The sequence below is a fragment of the Gilliamella sp. B2785 genome (genome assembly GCF_026537005.1).
In the GTDB taxonomy this organism is placed as follows: domain Bacteria; phylum Pseudomonadota; class Gammaproteobacteria; order Enterobacterales; family Orbaceae; genus Gilliamella; species Gilliamella apicola_E.
This window is the reverse complement of record NZ_JAFNNC010000010.1, coordinates 1-17,862: the sequence shown is the minus strand read 5'-3', so window position 1 is coordinate 17,862 and position 17,862 is coordinate 1. Positions and strand designations below refer to the sequence as shown.

General features: G+C 37.6%; 15 protein-coding genes and 1 other RNA gene. 13 read left to right on the top strand and 3 right to left on the bottom strand.

From position 1 onward, the window contains the following. The first annotated feature begins 184 nt into the window (after nt 1-184). From J3U24_RS10740 to J3U24_RS10680, 13 genes are all read left to right on the top strand, one after another. Entirely contained in the window at nt 185-424 is a 240-nt protein-coding gene (locus tag J3U24_RS10740; RefSeq protein ID WP_065563359.1) for a YecH family metal-binding protein, read from the top strand. Nucleotides 425-590: 166 nt separating this feature from the next. After that, on the top strand, nt 591-1,247 hold the full coding sequence (locus tag J3U24_RS10735; protein ID WP_220225756.1) for a hypothetical protein: 657 nt from the start codon (nt 591-593) through the stop codon (nt 1,245-1,247). Between the two features lie 19 nt (nt 1,248-1,266). Continuing rightward, nucleotides 1,267-2,826, top strand: a complete 1,560-nt coding sequence (locus J3U24_RS10730) for a glucan biosynthesis protein G (RefSeq protein WP_065563357.1) — start codon at nt 1,267-1,269, stop codon at nt 2,824-2,826. 21 nt (nt 2,827-2,847) lie between these two features. Then, nucleotides 2,848-5,202 carry a glucans biosynthesis glucosyltransferase MdoH gene (mdoH, locus tag J3U24_RS10725; protein ID WP_267331040.1) on the top strand — a complete coding sequence of 785 codons (2,355 nt, stop codon included), beginning with the start codon at nt 2,848-2,850 and terminating at the stop codon, nt 5,200-5,202. A 63-nt stretch (nt 5,203-5,265) separates the two neighbouring features. Beyond that, the gene (epmA, locus tag J3U24_RS10720; RefSeq protein ID WP_065563355.1) at nt 5,266-6,240 is read left to right on the top strand and encodes an elongation factor P--(R)-beta-lysine ligase; all 975 of its coding nucleotides are present in this window, start codon (nt 5,266-5,268) and stop codon (nt 6,238-6,240) included. A gap of 2 nt (nt 6,241-6,242) precedes the next feature. Beyond that, on the top strand, nt 6,243-7,601 hold the full coding sequence (gene rmuC / locus J3U24_RS10715; RefSeq protein WP_267337721.1) for a DNA recombination protein RmuC: 1,359 nt from the start codon (nt 6,243-6,245) through the stop codon (nt 7,599-7,601). A gap of 76 nt (nt 7,602-7,677) precedes the next feature. Then, the gene (gene xseB, locus J3U24_RS10710; RefSeq protein ID WP_065563353.1) at nt 7,678-7,917 is read left to right on the top strand and encodes an exodeoxyribonuclease VII small subunit; all 240 of its coding nucleotides are present in this window, start codon (nt 7,678-7,680) and stop codon (nt 7,915-7,917) included. Further along, nucleotides 7,907-8,779 (top strand): (2E,6E)-farnesyl diphosphate synthase, encoded by an 873-nt coding sequence (gene ispA, locus J3U24_RS10705; protein ID WP_416380039.1) that lies wholly within the window; start codon nt 7,907-7,909, stop codon nt 8,777-8,779. The genes xseB and ispA overlap by 11 nt, the downstream gene beginning before the upstream one ends. Before the next feature lie 15 nt (nt 8,780-8,794). Beyond that, nucleotides 8,795-10,657, top strand: coding sequence for a 1-deoxy-D-xylulose-5-phosphate synthase (dxs, locus tag J3U24_RS10700; protein WP_370632601.1), 1,863 nt, complete (start codon nt 8,795-8,797; stop codon nt 10,655-10,657). Nucleotides 10,658-10,664: 7 nt separating this feature from the next. After that, nucleotides 10,665-10,949 (top strand): cell division protein ZapA, encoded by a 285-nt coding sequence (zapA, locus tag J3U24_RS10695; protein WP_065563351.1) that lies wholly within the window; start codon nt 10,665-10,667, stop codon nt 10,947-10,949. A gap of 65 nt (nt 10,950-11,014) precedes the next feature. Continuing rightward, nucleotides 11,015-11,197, top strand: a non-coding RNA gene (gene ssrS, locus J3U24_RS10690) — 6S RNA. A gap of 28 nt (nt 11,198-11,225) precedes the next feature. Further along, entirely contained in the window at nt 11,226-11,765 is a 540-nt protein-coding gene (locus J3U24_RS10685; protein WP_220225751.1) for a 5-formyltetrahydrofolate cyclo-ligase, read from the top strand. Between the two features lie 227 nt (nt 11,766-11,992). Further along, nucleotides 11,993-13,453: a catalase gene (locus tag J3U24_RS10680; RefSeq protein ID WP_065733740.1), complete on the top strand. Its 1,461-nt coding sequence runs from the start codon at nt 11,993-11,995 to the stop codon at nt 13,451-13,453. Nucleotides 13,454-13,780: 327 nt separating this feature from the next. Here the strand turns inward: J3U24_RS10680 and J3U24_RS10675 are convergent, their stop codons facing one another. From J3U24_RS10675 to rnr, 3 genes are read right to left on the bottom strand one after another with little or no spacing between them, the layout of a single operon-like run. Next, on the bottom strand, nt 13,781-14,398 hold the full coding sequence (locus J3U24_RS10675; protein ID WP_267337719.1) for a hypothetical protein: 618 nt from the start codon (nt 14,396-14,398) through the stop codon (nt 13,781-13,783). Nucleotides 14,399-14,411: 13 nt separating this feature from the next. Further along, nucleotides 14,412-15,158, bottom strand: coding sequence for a 23S rRNA (guanosine(2251)-2'-O)-methyltransferase RlmB (gene rlmB, locus J3U24_RS10670; RefSeq protein ID WP_065733738.1), 747 nt, complete (start codon nt 15,156-15,158; stop codon nt 14,412-14,414). Continuing rightward, nucleotides 15,159-17,561, bottom strand: coding sequence for a ribonuclease R (gene rnr / locus J3U24_RS10665; protein ID WP_065733737.1), 2,403 nt, complete (start codon nt 17,559-17,561; stop codon nt 15,159-15,161). Between the last annotated feature and the right edge of the window lie 301 nt (nt 17,562-17,862).

The window sequence follows — 17,862 nt, the reverse complement described above, 5'->3', positions numbered from 1 at the left end:
GTCAATTTAATCAGTTACAAACTATGATTAATAACCCTGATAATTATCAGGGTTAAGCTAAAAAATATTAATAATATTTTTAACATTTATCCTCTTTTTTTTAATAATAATATCTGCTATCTTTCACCGCTCAAAAAAATAAAAAATAAAGCTAGTTTAAACTGCTATATGGAGAGGAAAAAAGATGTCAATTCACGGCCACGAAGTGTTACAAATGATGGATGGGAATGATTATACTGAATCATCTTTACTTGAAGCCATACACAAAAAATTCGGTACCGAGGCTAAATTTCATACCTGTTCCAACTCCGATATGAATGCCGAGCAACTTATTGCCTTTTTAAAAGCAAAAGGAAAATTTAAGCCGGCTTCAATTGATGATTCACAATTTACCGTCGATGTTCGAAAAATATGTCGACATTAATAAAAACTTACAAAAGAATAATAAATGCGTTTTTATAAATTTAATGTAATCATCTAGTGTTTTTAAAAGAATAAGAGTATATAATTTCGCGCTACGGCTCCACTAAAAAGTGTAAGTTGCTCATCCTGAAATTACAACTCAAGAATATATTCGTGGAATTTGATATATGAAAATAAGTAATATCCTTACATGCGCCATTGTCTCTATTCTTGCCGCAGGCTGTGTAAAAAACAATACGTCTTCAACCGATGGTAAAACTAAAGTTGATCAGTTAGCGATTTTAAAGCAACAATCTGAACAAAATAATTCGTTTGTTGTGGACGCAAAAAAACAATTACTTCAACTCGTTGGAGACAAACACTTTGACAGCTATATAACCAAACACGGTATTTTAAACTGTAAAGGTGACAGCAACCAATCTGCCTGTGTGCTAAATTTTTATCTCAAAGAATTCTACAAGCTAAAATATGACATTCAACTTAAAAGAGTCGTCGAGGAAAACCAAGCTGAACATAATCTTGAGTTGAAAAAAATCACACCAACTGATAGTAATGTTAAAAATTACTGTCAATGGTCAGCAGATTTTATTGAAGCAGTTTATACTAATGATACCAATAATATAATCCAAAGTTATCAAACTTTATTTAAGATGTCAGTGCAAGATTTGGCCGCTTTAAAAGCTAAAATTCTCAAAGATAACTACTCTCACTTTTTGATTGATGAAAACCCAAGTATTCTTCAAGAGATGAGAAGCGACTTTATGGAAAAATGCTTAAGTAGCCCTAAAGACAATATTATCAATTACAACAATATTTTTAGATAATACTCAAGTGAGTCTTTTTATGTACAATTTATTACCTATTAGTCGATTTAGTAAAACATTAACTTGCAAGATAGTTTGTATCGCATCTTTATCTTGTTTAAGTTTTTCTTCATGGGCTTTTACATTTAACGATGTTGTGACACAAGCAGAAAAACTATCAAAAAAAGCTTACGTCCAACCATCTAAAAATATTCCTAGTGAATTATCGTCACTACAATTTGCCGATTATCAAAAGATTTATTTTAAGCATGATAAAGCATATTGGAGCGATCGCAAAAGTCGTTTCAAACTCGAATTTTATCATGAAGGCATGTATTTTGATGTACCTGTCAAAATTAATGAGATTGTAAACAATCAAGTTAATGAAATTAAATTTAGCCCAGATTACTTCGATTTAAGTCCTATTAATTTAGATAAGTTAGATACTAAAAAACTAGGCTTTGCTGGATTTAAAGTGCACTATCCAATCAATAACCCAGCAAAAACCGACGATGAAATATTTACCGCACTAGGTGGTAGCTATTTCCGTGCTGTTGGTAAAAATCAGCATTATGGTCTTTCAGCGCGTGGACTTGCGATTGATACAGGCGAAATGTCTGGCGAAGAGTTTCCACGTTTTAAAGAGTATTGGATTGAACGCCCAGAACCAAATCAAAAACATTTAGTCATTTATGCCCTACTTGATTCTAAAAGTGTAACAGGGGCTTACAAAATTACCTTAATCCCAAGTGTTGATACTACTATTACTGTAGAAGCCAAAGTATTCTTCCGTGATTCAGTTAAAAAACTTGGTGTGGCACCACTGACTAGTATGTTCTTATTTGGCCCTAACCAACCATCACCACTATTAAACTATCGTCCAGCAATGCACGATTCTAATGGACTTTCAATTCAGGCCAAAAATGAGTGGATTTGGCGTCCATTAAATAATCCTAAACGCTTATCTTTTTCATCATATAGTTTAGAAAGCCCTAAAGCATTTGGTTTAATTCAACGTGACAAAGGTTTTGATGACTATCAAGATCTCGACGACCATTACGAACTTCGTCCAAGTGTATGGGTTGAAATATTGAATGATTGGCATAAAGGTCGAGTTGAATTGGTTGAAATCCCTACCGCAGATGAAACCAACGACAACATCGTTACCTACTGGGTACCCGAAAAACAATATAAAGCTGGTGATGTGTTAGATGTTAAATATCGATTACATTATTCACTCAACGAACAACAACGTTATCCAAAAAATGAAGCTAGAGCAGAAAGTACGCGCTTATCATTAGGTGATATAAAACAAGCAAACTTAATACGTAAACTTGATGGTTCTAATGCTTATGTTGTGGATTTTGTTGGTCCAAACTTATCAGAGCAAGACCCAGTTGACGTTATTTCAAGTATTAATAATGGTTCAATAGTTAGCTGTGATACACAATACAACTCTGTAACAAAAGGTTGGCGAGTGCTAGTGCGATTCAACGTTGAAGATAACAAAAAACCAACTGACATTCGCCTTCAATTATCGTCGAAAAAATCACATACGATCGTGTCCGAAACTTGGAGCGGACAATTTCCGGCTCAATGATCTTAATAATAAGCACATAACATGAAAAAAGATTATTTCGAAAACCTATCTGACGCCGAATATTGGCGTCAGAAATCGGAAGACTTGCCAAACGATAAACTCGAATTTCTAAAATATCGACTCAATCAAGTTGGCAAAACTGATCATTTTAATGATGAAAGAAAACAACAACCAACTTATCCAAAAGTTGAGCGTGTTTCGGTTCAACCACAAATTTGGAATGAACGTTATAGTCCTCAATCCAAACCTGGTCTGAATATCATCGCACTTATTCGTCGTTTAATTATGTTTGTGCTTATTGCCATACAAACTTATTACGGCACAACTTACTTATCAACCTTATTACCTTACCAAAGCTGGCAACAAATCAATTTTATGGCAAATTGGGATATCAACCCAGAACTTGCCATTTACAGCATCATTCCTTATATCATACAAGGTTTTATCATTGCCTTATTTGCTATCCTATTTTGTTGGATTTCAATTGGATTTTGGACTAGCATCATGGGGCTTATTTTGGCGGTGATCAAAAAAGATCGCTACACTATTGCCATCCCCAATGATCCTGCTAACCACATTGACGCCAAACATCGTACTGCATTAGTCATGCCAATTTGTAATGAAGATGTTTCACGGGTATTTGCAGGGCTAGAAGCAACTTATGAATCGCTAGTTGAGACAGGACATGCGCAGTGTTGTGATTTTTATATTCTAAGCGACACCAATGATCCCGATCTCTATGTCAATGAATTAAAAGCATGGGCTGAATTTAACGCTAAAAAAGCTGACAATGGTTGTAATATCTTTTATCGCCACCGTAAGCGTCGCGTAAAACGTAAAAGTGGTAACATCGATGACTTCTGCCGTCGTTGGGGGCACCAATATGAATACATGATGATTCTTGATGCCGACAGTATTATGACCGGTGATTGTATCTTAAAAATGATCGCAATGATGGAAATGAATCCAAAAGCAGGTATTTTACAGTCTCCGCCTAAATCGGTCAGAATGACAACCTTATATGGTCGTATTCAACAATTTGCCAATCAAATATACAGTGATATTTTTTGCTCAGGTACTCACTTCTGGCAATTAAGTGAAGCCCAATATTGGGGTCACAATGCTATGATTCGCCTAAAACCATTTATTGAGCACTGTATTTTATCGCCATTACAAAAACGTAAAGGCCCTATTCATATCTTATCGCACGATTTAGTTGAAGCGACGTTAATGCGTCGTGCAGGTTATGGCGTATGGATTGCGTATGATATGAATGGTAGTTATGAAGAGCTACCAGGAAACATGATAGAAGATCTCAAACGCGATAATCGTTGGTGTATGGGTAATTTGATTAATTTGCGATTAATCTTTAAAAGTGGAATTACGTTAACTCACCGTGTGATGTTTTTAACCAGTGGTATGGCTTACATCTCGTCACTATTGTGGTTAATCTTCTTGATCTTCTCAACACTCTTATTATTAGTGTTCAATATATCTGAACCACAATACTTCTTCCAACCTAACCAATTTTATCCAACGTGGCCAAAATGGGATGAACAATTAGCTATTCAATTACTTTCAACCACAATGGTATTACTTTTTGCACCTAAACTGTTTAGTTATGGCATTATTATTGCTCGAACAGGTGCAAAAGATGTGGGTGGAATATTCAAATTATCATTATCGATTTTAATTGAAATGGTATGGTCGATGATCCTTGCACCAATCCGCATGATCTTCCACAGCAAGTTTGTGGTTAAAGCATGGCTGGGTAGCAAAATTCAATGGAAATCACCAGCAAGAAACGATGATGCCTTAACTTGGGGGGAATCATTCTACTTCTGTTGGCCATTATCGCTACTAGGCATAGTTTGGTTATGTGTGATTATTTGGTTAAATCCTCAATTTACTTATTGGTATATAGCGATATTAATTCCATTAACCATTTCACCATTAGTTGTCCGTATTTCTGGCTTATCAAGTATTGGTATGAAAGCCAAAAAAGCAGGGTTATTCTTAACACCGGAAGAAACACATCCGTCGCGAGCAGTAAAACTAACTGGTGACTATTTAGTCCAAACCGAAGCTGCTTTTATTGAACATGGCTTTATTATGGCGCTTGTCGATCCTATTTATAATGCGTTAGCCTGTGCATTATCGACTTCTCGTCATTTACCTAACTCAAAAAATCAGCAGTTACGAAAACAACTTATTGAGCATTATCAACAAGTGGATTTAGAAAAAATTAGTAAAGAACAACAATTAGCGATCTTAGAAGATCCAATTATTCTTTCTGCACTTCATCGCCATATCTGGCATCAACAAGAAAAATACGACAATTTGTTCACATTGTGGCAAAATGAATGCCAGCAATAAGAAATAGGGCTTAATGCCCTATTTCTTCTTTTAGAAATTAATCAATATGCATGGATATTTTTTATGACTTGGCAACCTACTGCATCTATTAATAATTTACTTAAGCGCGCTAAAATTGTATCTAAAGTAAGACAGTTTTTTGCTGACCGCTGTATTTTGGAAGTGGAAACCCCAACCCTAAGTCAATATGCGGTAACCGATGTACATCTTAGTTCATTTCATACCTTATTTTTAAAACCTGGTGAAAACGATGAACAACAAGGGCGAAAAATGTCATTAATCACTAGCCCTGAATATCATATGAAACGGTTATTAGCTGCTGGCAGTGGACCGATTTATCAAATCTGTAAATGTTTTCGCAATCATGAAGAAGTAAGCCGTTATCATAACCCTGAATTTACAATGCTCGAATGGTATCGTATTCAATTTGATATGATGCAAATGATCAACGAAGTCGATGATCTACTGCAAAGCATCCTAGATTGTGAACCTGCGGAACGAATCTCTTACCAAAAGGCATTCCAACGTCATCTTAATATTGACCCACTAGAAGCTGATCACGCAACTTTAGTTGAAGCTATCAAACAACTAAATATTGAACTCAATACTGATGATTATGATCGCGACACCTTATTACAATGTTTATTTAGTTTTGGCGTTGAACCGCATATTGGACAAGAAAAACCTATCGCTGTTTATAACTTCCCTGCCTCACAGGCAGCTTTAGCAGCGATCAGTTCAGAAGATCATCGTGTAGCAAGCCGTTTTGAGTTTTATTACAAAGGGGTTGAACTAGCTAATGGATTTAAAGAACTCACCAATCCGCAAGAACAAAAGATGCGTTTTGAGCAAAATAATATTGATCGAGCAAATCAAAACTTACCACCACAAAACATCGATATTGAATTAATCGCGGCTATGGAAGCAGGTTTACCCGATTGTGCAGGTGTTGCCGTTGGGCTTGACCGCTTAATTATGTTAGCACTTGATGCTATGAATTTAGATGATGTGATTTCATTCACGTTTGAAAGGGCTTAATCATGTTAGGAAGTTTAGGCTTAAGTGAATGGGCAGTAGTCATTATTGTAATTATTGCCATTATCGCCTTACTAATTGCCATGCTAAAAGCGCAATTTAAAGCGAATAACCTACATGCCATATATGATTTACAACTTAATCAAAGAAATAAAGAAAATCAGTCATTAATGGCAAATATCACTCAATTAGAACAAGAGTTGAGCCAATACCAACAACAAAATGTTGCTCAAAATATCAAAATTAGTGAATTAAAAACGCGCTTAGAAGAAATTATCAATGCCGCACATGAAAAACAGACAGTTTTAGAACAAAGCGAGCAACGATTAACCACGCAATTTGAAAACTTAGCCAATCGAATTTTTGAGCACAGTGGCAAAAAAATTGAGCAACAAAATAAACAAAGCTTAGAGTTTTTACTCTCACCACTTAAACAACAATTAGAAGGCTTTAAAAAGCAAGTTCAAGATAGCTTTGGTCAAGAAGCCAAAGAGCGCCATACCCTAACTCACGAAATTCGCAACTTGCAACAGCTCAACGAACTCATGACGAAAGAAGCCACCAATTTAACCAATGCGTTAAAAGGCAATAACAAAACCCAAGGTAATTGGGGTGAATTTATTCTTAGTCAAATATTGGATAATTCCGGATTGCGTCAAGGTTACGAATATCACACTCAAGTTAATCTAACTAATGAAGATAACCGACGTCTACAACCAGATGTAATTGTTCACTTACCCCAAGGCGGTGATGTAGTCATCGATTCCAAAGTCACCTTAGTTGCTTATGAACGTTATTTTAATAGTGATGACGAAGAGACAAAAACTAGAGCCATTGCTGATCATTTAATTGCTGTGCGTAATCACTTAAAACAACTTAGTCAAAAAGATTACCATAAACTAAATGGCATTCAATCATTAGACTACATTCTAATGTTCATTCCTGTCGAACCGGCATTTTTATCCGCCATCGATCAAGATCCATCATTAATCAATGATGCATTAAAAAGTAACATCATGATTGTTAGCCCAACTACCCTATTGGTTGCCTTGCGAACTATTCATAATTTATGGCGTTTTGAATACCAAAATCGTAATGCCGAGCTTATTGCTGATAGAGCCAGCAAACTATATGACAAAGTACGTGGATTTATCGAAGATATGGAAAATCTAGGCAACTGTTTGGATAAAGCCCAACAAACCTATCAAAACTCAATGAACAAACTCTCGAAAGGACGTGGTAACGTGATTGGTCAAATAGAACGATTTAGGGAATTAGGGATTGAAGTAAAAAAACCAATTAATCCGGATATAGCTCAACTATCAGTTGATGAACTTGAAAATGAAAAAGAACAGCTTAGTTAAATTGTTAACTAAAACATCTTAATTCACCATCATAAAAAATACGTGTATACTCATTTGGTATAAGAAGGAGTACGATATGTCAAACAATAATGAAGTCAGTTTCGAAGAAACCATCAAGCAACTTGAAGCAATTGTCACTCAACTTGAAAATGGTGATTTACCATTAGATGAAGCACTAAATGAATTCGAAAAAGGCATCAAACTAGCTCGTTCTGGTCAAAAACAACTTAATGAAGCTGAGCAACGCATCCAAATTTTATTATCTGAAAATAGTGATGCACAATTATCTGAATTTTCCATTGATAATAATGAATAGCCTAAAACCATTACAAGAACGTATTGATAACTATCTAACAACATATATTTCGCAGTTTGCACCATCTAATTTGCAACAAGCGATGAGTTACAGCCTGCTTGCTGGTGGCAAGCGAATACGCCCTATTCTGGTCTATTTAACCGGACAAATGTTTAATTGTCCGCTAACCAAACTCGATTCAGTTGCTGCAGCCATTGAATCGATGCATACCTACTCATTAATTCATGATGACTTACCCGCAATGGATGATGATAATCTAAGGCGAGGAAAACCAACCTGCCACATAAAATTTGGCCAAGCACAAGCCATTCTCGCTGGTGATGCACTACAATCACTAGCATTCAGCCTATTATCCGAAAACCAACAAATCAGCAACCAAAGCAAAATAAAAATGATTACTGAACTAGCAAGTGCAAGTGGCCTTGCTGGAATGTGTTTAGGTCAATCACTGGATTTACAAGCAGAACACCAAACAGTCACGTTGGAACACTTACAAACTATCCATAACTATAAAACTGGCGCCTTAATTCAAGCGGCAGTAAGACTCGGTGCTTATTCATGCGATGAGGTAGCTCAACCCTATTACCCAATGTTAGACAACTATGCTAAAGCAATTGGACTAGCATTCCAGATACAAGATGACATATTAGACGTCATTGGTGAACAAGAGCTGATGGGTAAACCACAAGGCTCTGATCTTAAGCTGGAAAAAAGCACTTATCCAGCATTGATGGGTTTACAAAATGCCATCGAAATGACACACAAGTTATATCAACAAGCTATCGATAGTCTGACGCAAATACCTTATAATAGCCAACCATTACAAGACCTTGCTGGTTTTATTATTAATCGAAATAGTTAACTAAATAACTAGATGATAAAAATGAATTTAGACAAATACCCTCTATTAAAGCAAATCAATTCACCTGCGGATCTTAGGCGATATCCGCTCGCACAATTGCCAGCAATTAGTCAGGAACTACGACAATTTTTATTAGACAGTGTCAGCCAATCTAGTGGTCATTTAGCTTCAGGTCTTGGTGTGGTCGAATTAACAGTCGCGTTGCATTACGTCTATCAAACACCATTTGACAAAATTATATGGGACGTAGGTCATCAAGCTTATCCACATAAAATTCTAACGGGTCGACGCGATCAGATGCTAACTATTCGCCAAAAAGGGGGATTACACCCGTTTCCTCACCGAAATGAAAGTGAATATGATGTATTAACAACAGGACATTCATCAACCTCAATAAGTGCAGCGCTGGGTATTGCGATCGCAGAGCAAAAAAAACAGTCAGGTAAAAAAGTCGCCGCTATTATTGGTGATGGGGCCTTAACCGCTGGTATGGCATTTGAAGCGATGAACCATGCTGGGCACATAAAACCAGATATGCTAGTTATCGTTAATGACAATGATATGTCCATTTCAGAAAACACAGGTGCACTTAATCAACACTTGGCACAAATATTATCAAGCAAAGCCTACACCTCACTTCGTGAAAGTGGCAAAAAAGTGCTTTCCAATATTCCACCATTAAAAGAGCTATTCAAAAAAACGGAAGAGCACCTAAAAGGCTTAGTCACTCCGGCTATTTTATTTGAGGAATTAGGTTTTAACTATATTGGTCCTGTTGATGGACATGATATTGAAACATTAGTTGCCACCTTACAAAAAGTCAGACAACTAAAAGGCCCACAATTACTGCATATTATCACCCAGAAAGGAAAAGGTTATGCTCCAGCCGAGCAAAACCCAACCTTATGGCACGGCGTTCCTAAATTTAATCCAAATGAAGGAATATTACCAAGCACAAATAAAATTACCCCAACTTATTCCAAAATCTTTGGTGACTGGCTATGTGAAATAGCAGAGCAAGACAAACGCCTAATGGCAATCACGCCAGCCATGAGCGAAGGTTCTGGCATGACTGAATTTGCTAAACGATTTCCAGATCAATTCTTTGATGTCGCCATTGCTGAACAACATGCAGTTACATTAGCTGCCGGCTTTGCTATTAGCGAATTAAAACCAGTGGTTGCTATCTACTCAACCTTTTTGCAACGAGCTTACGATCAAGTCATTCATGATATTGCCATCCAAAACTTACCGGTTTTATTTGCGATAGACCGAGCAGGCATTGTGGGGGCTGATGGTGAAACTCACCAAGGTGCGTTCGATCTAAGCTTTTTACGCTGTATTCCAAACTTAGTCATCATGACCCCAAGTGACGAAAACGAATGCCGACAAATGCTCTACACAGGCTATTTACATGATGGACCAGCATTAGTACGCTACCCTCGAGGCGAAGGCACTGGCGCACATTTAGAGCCACTAAAAACAATACCATTAGGACAATCAAAATGCTGCCGGCAGGGCGAAGAGATCGCTTTACTCAATTTTGGCACACTATTACCTGAAGTTTTACAAGTAGCCGAACAAATAAATGCTACAGTGATAGATATGCGTTTTGTAAAACCACTTGATGAAAAAGTCCTTTTGCACATTAGCCAAAGCCATAATATACTGGTCACCATCGAAGAAAACAGCATCAAAGGTGGAGCAGGAAGCGCTGTTAATGAATTTTTGTTATCGAAAAAAATAAAATGTGATATTTTAAATATCGGATTGCCTGATATTTTTATCCCGCAAGGCTCACAGCAAGAAATGCGCGATGAAGTAGGATTAAACGCTAAACATATAATCGACAAAATTAATAAATTTATCAAACTATAGGTTAAATATGGAAAATCAAGCTGTCACCGTTCAGATTTTTGGGCGAACGTTAAAATTTAATTGTCCAGTCGATGAAGTTGACGCACTTACAAATGCAGCTAAAGATTTAGATGCGCGATTAACAAATTTACGAGAAAAATCCCCCCAAGTTGGAAGCGATCAACTTATCATGACTGCTGCATTAAATATCTCTTACGAACTAACGAAAGAAAAAGAAAAAAGCGATGAATTTGCAAATCGACTAAAAATGCTACAGCAATTACTTGATTCCGCATTAAATACTAACAATTAGTTAGATGAAATGTAAATAAACCACAAAGACTATTGTATGATTTTCTAAATTTTGTATCATAGTAAACATCTCTGAGATGTTCGCGATATGGGTTAGTCCCCTGAGCCGATAATCTTTAATTTAGAATGGTGTGATTTTTAATTGGTGTGTATGCCTAATTAACTTAGGAAACCTAAAAATTAAAACATGCTATTCACCTTGAACCTCGGGTTCAAGGGTTACGCCCCTAACGGCATCTTGGAGTCTTTATTCCTTCTCTCTTTCAAATAAAAACTTATGGACATTCGGCAAACTATACGTCAAAAAAGACGTGAATTATCTCAGGCACAACGCGACAGCGCACAGGCCATAATCTACCAACAAATAAAAAACCATCCTGCCGTCAGCCAAGCACAACATATTGCAATATTCTTATCATTTGATGGAGAAGTCGACACTAAACCGATTATTGAATATCTATGGCAACAAAATAAATCGGTCTATTTACCTGTCCCAGTTGCTGAACATAAACTAATCTTCTTAAATTACACCCCAAATACACCACTAGTAAAAAATAGCTTTGGTATCTTAGAACCAGTAATCGATAAAACTAAAATCATAGATATTGAACAACTTGATATCATCTTTACGCCACTTGTGGCTTTTGATGACCGAGGATTTCGTATCGGTATGGGCGGTGGCTATTATGATCGCTTGCTTGAAAACTACCAACAACAGCAAATTTATCCAATTGGGCTAGCATTTGCCTGCCAAAAAGTTGATCATGTTGATAATCAGCATTGGGATGTTAAATTACCGGAAATCATTTATGCTTAATCGGGTTAAGGACCCATTTTTATATTCACTATCGCTCATTACTAGATTAAAAAATAATTAATTTGTTTTTCTACAATTAACAGCCAATTTAGTTATATAATAAATCGAGCAATATCTTTTTTTACACGCATCACCGTCTTTATCTTATTCCTTAGTAAATTAGTTTTTCAATAAAATCAATCACAACTCTTTAACTATAAAGTTACAATCTAATAAGGAGTATTGCAATGTCAGAAAAAAAAGAACTCACCACCAATAATGGTGCCCCTATTGCCGACAATCAAAACTCTCGCACTGCTGGCCCTCGTGGACCGGTATTGATTGACGACTATCAATTAATCGAAAAACTCGCTCAGTTTAACCGTGAAAATATCCCGGAAAGACGAGTCCATGCCAAAGGCTCTGGCGCACACGGAACATTTACCGTCACCAATGACATTACTCAATATAGCTATGCCAGTATTTTTGCCGAAGTTGGCAAACAAACTCCCGTTTTTGCTCGATTTTCAACTGTTGGCGGTGAACGTGGTTCATCTGACACGGCACGTGATCCACGTGGATTTTCAGTAAAATTTTACACAGATCAAGGTAACTGGGATATCGTCGGTAATAACACGCCAGTATTTTTTATTCGTGATGCAATCAAATTCCCGGACTTTATCCACACCCAAAAACGCGATCCTAAGACCAACTTAAAAGATCCGCAAATGATGTGGGACTTTTTCTCTTTATCGCCAGAATCACTTCATCAAGTAACAATTCTATTTTCTGACCGAGGCATTCCAGACGGATTTCGACATATGCATGGTTTTGGTAGCCATACTTATAGTTTAATCAACAAAGATAATGTACGAACTTGGGTAAAATGGCATTTTAGAACGGAACAAGGCATTAAAAATATTCATCCTAAAAAAGCCGCAGAACTCGACGGAAGCAACCCTGATTCAGCGCAAGAAGATCTCTTTAATGCCATTGAACAAGGTAACTACCCTAAATGGCGACTTTATATACAAGTGATGAGTGAAGAACAAGCCAATAACCATCCAGAAAACCCGTTTGATGTCACTAAAGTTTGGTCGCAAAAACAGTTTCCGCTTATTGAAGTCGGTGTTATGGAGCTTAACCGTAATCCGGAAAACTATTTTGCTGAAGTAGAACAATCTGCATTTGAACCAAGTAATATTGTACCTGGTATTGGTTTATCACCGGATAAAATGTTACAAGGGCGAATTTTTGCATATGCTGATGCGCACCGTTATCGTATCGGTACAAACTACCAACAATTACCAATCAATGCACCTAAATGCCCGGTACACAATTATCAACGTGACGGAGCTATGCGCTTTTATACGCCAGATAATGCACCAAACTATGAGCCAAATAGTGTTGATAGTGCACCTAAACAACAACCGCAGTATGCTGAGCCACCGATGCATGTCCCTGCCGGCACAATGGATAAACACGATCATCGTGTTGATGGTGATTACTATTCGCACCCACGTGCATTATTTAATTTAATGCGTCCAGATCAAAAACAACTGCTGATTGATAATATTGTCACTTCGATGAAAAACGTCGATCGTGATATTCAAATTAGACAGCTTAAACACTTCTATAAAGTCCATCCCGATTATGGTTCAGGTGTAGCAAAAGGGTTAGGTGTTGAAGTTGATCTAATCAAAAGCTAAAAAGCAAAATAATCGTGCCGACACCTTGTGTCGGCATTGACCTTTATCTTAATAGAAATAAGTGTTAATACCTTTACTATCTCTCCTCACATAATTGTTAGACTTTGTCGAACTTATCGGGCTGATTAGTTATGACAAAAAGAATTGAATTGTATAAATGCAAAATTCAAGCAGTGAGAGGAATTTGCTGTGGGTATTTTTGCAAAGATAAATTGCAAAATTGTTGGTAATAAATAGTGCTATTTAAGGAAGGAAGTAAATTAAGTTAACAAAATTGATTGATTGAGTGAATCGATATTACAGCTTCAACTCAATCAATCGTTAAAGTTAGCGCTTTTTGCGACGGTCAATTGCAGCCATTAAAGGACGATGACACTTATAAATCATATCCGGTGGCAGCATAATTAATTCCGCTAATGGTACTGTCCAATCAGGGATTTGCGTATTTTCTGGGTGTTTAGGATCGATGGGAGTATCAACATTATAAAGCTCAGTGTTAGCAAATAACGCTTCTTTTTTAGCGACATCAACATCATCACTATCGCCTAGCATTTTGCAATTATCTAATAACTCATTCGCAAATTGTTCCGGCCAATCTTCGGCAAAATGCCTAAATTTAGCTAAACCTGAAATATGTCTTAACATATCACGAAACAGCAATAAATAAACCATCTGAACATTCCGTCCGGACAAATTAGCCAACTGCTCATCTGATAAAGTATTATTGATAACTGCAGGACCCCATTTAAAAAACAGCGTGTCTCTATACACCTTAATTACACGTTTAAGAGGACGGTATTTCAATTTAACTAAATTATCAATCTCACGCGATAATTGCATTGTCGGATATCCGACACGATTACGACCATTCAAATCTCGCTCAGACAGCGCTGGAGCATTTTTTTCTTTATTCCCTGATAAAAGCTTTTTCAAAAATCCTAACATACTATATCTCTAACTATTTATTTTTTTGTCTAACAATCTCAAATAAGCAAACGCCGGTAGCAACAGACACATTAAGCGAAGAAACAATACCTGCCATCGGTATACTGACTAACTCATCACAATGCTCTTTGGTTAATCGACGCATCCCCTCACCTTCTGCCCCCATCACTAAAGCCAATGCTGTTGAATTTTTATAAAAGTCTGTTTGGTAAAGTGTGCTGGTTGCTTCACCGGCAGTACCCACTATCCAAACTTGATATTCATCTTGTAACATACGCATAGTACGCGCCAAATTGGTGACTCTAACCACTGGCACGCTTTCAGCCGCGCCACATGCAACTTTCTGAGCGGTTGAATTAAGTGGTGCAGAACGATCTTTAGGTACAACAATAAAGCTCACACCAGCGGCATCGGCAGTACGAATACAAGCGCCTAAATTATGTGGATCAGTCACACCATCTAAAATTAAGATAATTGGATTGGAATTTTGCTCCATTAATAATGGAATATCATTTTCCTGATAACCACGGCTTGGTTTAACCATCGCCAAAATACCTTGATGAACGCCATTTTTCGTTTTTTCATCTAAATACTGCCTATTGGTCACTTTTACTGCTAAACCCAACTGCTCCAACTCACGAACAAGGGCATTAAGGCGCTTATCTTCTCGGCCTTTAACGATAAAAACTTCAATAATTCTTTCTGGTGCACGCGCTAACAAAGCTTCAATCGCGTGGATACCGTAAACTGTTTCACTCATCTATTTTTTACTCTTTTTTCTCTGATTGCTTGAGGTCGATGCTGATTTAGACGTTTTTTTAGCAGCTGTTTTTGGCTTACTGCGTTTTTTACTCTTTGCGACAACCTTTGCACTCGTTTTTTTACTATTAGCTTGGCTTTTATTTTTGCGCTTAACTGGCAGTTCAGCATCACTATCGACTTTCTTCGCCTTATCTTTGGCTGTCTTACCTTGGCGTTGTGGCTTATTATTACTGCCAACCAATGAAAAATCAATTTTACGCTCGTCAGGATTAACATTAACGACTGATACTTGAACTTTGTCACCTAAACGATAAATAAAACGGGTATTTTCACCAATTAAACGATTACGTGATGCATCAAAAATATAATAATCATTTTCGAGTGAAGAAACGTGCACTAAACCATCAATAAATAGATCATCTAATCGCACAAAAAAACCGAAATTAACAACGCTCGAAATAGTGCCATTGAATACCTCGCCGACATGATCTTGCATATAATCACATTTCAACCAATCAACGACATCACGAACCGCTTCGTCCGCTCGGCGCTCAGTCATTGAACAGTGTTCACCAAAATAGAGCATCTCGCTAGTCGTATAACGGTGCCCGCCGGTTTTATCATGTTGTTTACTATGTTGCTGATCAGCTATAACCCATTTAATCGCACGATGCAATAACAGATCAGGATAACGACGAATTGGCGATGTAAAGTGCGCATACTCCTCAAGTGCTAACCCAAAGTGCCCACGATTTTCAGGATCGTAAATTGCTTGCTTCATTGAGCGCAAAATGACCGTTTGCAACATCTCATGATCAGGTCTTGCTTCAACCTCAACCATCAACTTAGCGATATCTTTTGGACTGGTACCCTTGCCGAGAGACAAACCAAGTTCACTTAAAATACTGCGTAAATTATTTATGCGATCTTCATCCGGTTTATCATGCACACGAAATAGCGACGGAATCTCAGCATCAATCACCAATTTTGCTGCGGCAACATTGGCCAAAATCATACACTCCTCAATGATCTTATGCGCTTCATTTCGCTGAACTAACTCAATGCTCTCAATACGTTTATCAGCATTGAAGATAAATTTAGGCTCTTCCGACTCAAACCCGATTGCGCCACGGGCAATTCGAGCACTATTAAGCACCTTATAAAGACCATAAAGATTCTCAAGGTGAGGAACCAACTCACGATAATGCTCACGCAAATCCTTATCACCTTCCAAAATCTTAGCTACCTTGGTATAAGTTAAACGCGCGTGTGAATTCATCACCGCTTCATAAAATTGATAACCGGTCAAACGCCCTTTATTCGACACGGTCATTTCGCACACTAAACACAAGCGATCAACTTGTGGGTTGAGCGAACAAAGGCCATTGGATAAAACTTCCGGCAACATCGGAACCACGCGCGACGGAAAATAGACTGAAGTCCCACGCAAACAAGCTTCTTTATCAAGCGCCTTACCGGTTCGCACATAATAGCTCACATCAGCAATCGCCACCCACAAACGATAACCACCACCACGATTCTTTTGACAATAGACCGCATCATCAAAATCTCGTGCATCTTCACCATCAATGGTTACTAACGGCAAATCACGTAGATCCTTACGGCCTTTCTTAGCGCTTTCAGGCACTTGCTCACTAAACTTGTTAGCCGCGTTTTCAACCGCTTTTGGAAATTCATAAGGGATCTCATGATTACGTAATGAAATATCGATGGCTAAATTCGTGCCCATTATTTCGCCAAGCACTTCCTTAATCACACCGACCGCTTTTTGGCGTCGTTCAGGTCTTTGCTGCAATTCAACCACAACAACTGAGCCCATTCTAACCGTTCGATTTGGCTTGCCAGCGATTAAAATATCAAAATTCAAACGGCTATCATCCGGCACCACAAAACCAACGCCTTGCTCAATAAAATAACGACCAACAATCAGATTAGTACGCGGCTCTAAAATCCGCACCACTCGCGCTTCAGTCTTACCACGGTATTGACTACCGATTGGCTGAGCCAAAATAACATCGCCTTGTAAAACCTTTTTCATCTGCTCGTGTGACAAAAAATAGTCTTCCGGCTTACCTTCAACCCGTAAAAAGCCATAACCATCACGATGTGCAATAACACTGCCCTTAACCATATCGAATTTTTCAGGTAAGGCATAACATTTACGACGCGTGTAAACCACCTGACCATCACGTTCCATCGCTCGCAATCGGCGATGTAAAGCCTCTTTTTGCTCGTCAGATTTGATTGATACGGCTTTAGCTATTTTTTCTAAACTGGCTGGTTTTGCTTCTTTGGTAAGATAATCCAAAATCAGTTCACGACTGGCGATCGGCGATTCATACTTTTTCGCCTCACGATCATAAAATGGATCTTTTATCATATAGAACGTCCTGTGATCGAATGTTGCGTTAAGGATAACATAGAGTTGTATAACTTAAAATGGAGATTGCTTTTTGGAACTTTAAAAAAAGGGTTACTTAATGTTTTAGGGGATGAAAAGAGGCTTGTTCGGCTTTTTATCGTTACAAAAACCCCGCTCCTCAATTTTTTTTGCGATAAAACACCTCAAAAATAAACCCGCCTAAGCGGGTAATTTAAACGTCGCTTAGCCGCAAAATCGCTTTTTTTATGGCTAAACGACGTTGACTCCTTGAGTCAGCTTACTTTTAATCACCTAATAC

Bases quoted from the DNA above. Each gene is read 5' to 3' on its own strand.
- J3U24_RS10740 (WP_065563359.1), top strand. From the start codon at position 185: ATGTCAATTCACGGCCACGAAGTGTTACAAATGATGGATGGGAATGAT.
- J3U24_RS10735 (WP_220225756.1), top strand. From the start codon at position 591: ATGAAAATAAGTAATATCCTTACATGCGCCATTGTCTCTATTCTTGCC.
- J3U24_RS10730 (WP_065563357.1), top strand. From the start codon at position 1,267: ATGTACAATTTATTACCTATTAGTCGATTTAGTAAAACATTAACTTGC.
- mdoH (WP_267331040.1), top strand. From the start codon at position 2,848: ATGAAAAAAGATTATTTCGAAAACCTATCTGACGCCGAATATTGGCGT.
- epmA (WP_065563355.1), top strand. From the start codon at position 5,266: ATGACTTGGCAACCTACTGCATCTATTAATAATTTACTTAAGCGCGCT.
- rmuC (WP_267337721.1), top strand. From the start codon at position 6,243: ATGTTAGGAAGTTTAGGCTTAAGTGAATGGGCAGTAGTCATTATTGTA.
- xseB (WP_065563353.1), top strand. From the start codon at position 7,678: ATGTCAAACAATAATGAAGTCAGTTTCGAAGAAACCATCAAGCAACTT.
- zapA (WP_065563351.1), top strand. From the start codon at position 10,665: ATGGAAAATCAAGCTGTCACCGTTCAGATTTTTGGGCGAACGTTAAAA.
- J3U24_RS10685 (WP_220225751.1), top strand. From the start codon at position 11,226: ATGGACATTCGGCAAACTATACGTCAAAAAAGACGTGAATTATCTCAG.
- J3U24_RS10680 (WP_065733740.1), top strand. From the start codon at position 11,993: ATGTCAGAAAAAAAAGAACTCACCACCAATAATGGTGCCCCTATTGCC.
- J3U24_RS10675 (WP_267337719.1), bottom strand. From the start codon at position 14,398: ATGTTAGGATTTTTGAAAAAGCTTTTATCAGGGAATAAAGAAAAAAAT.
- rlmB (WP_065733738.1), bottom strand. From the start codon at position 15,158: ATGAGTGAAACAGTTTACGGTATCCACGCGATTGAAGCTTTGTTAGCG.
- rnr (WP_065733737.1), bottom strand. From the start codon at position 17,561: ATGATAAAAGATCCATTTTATGATCGTGAGGCGAAAAAGTATGAATCG.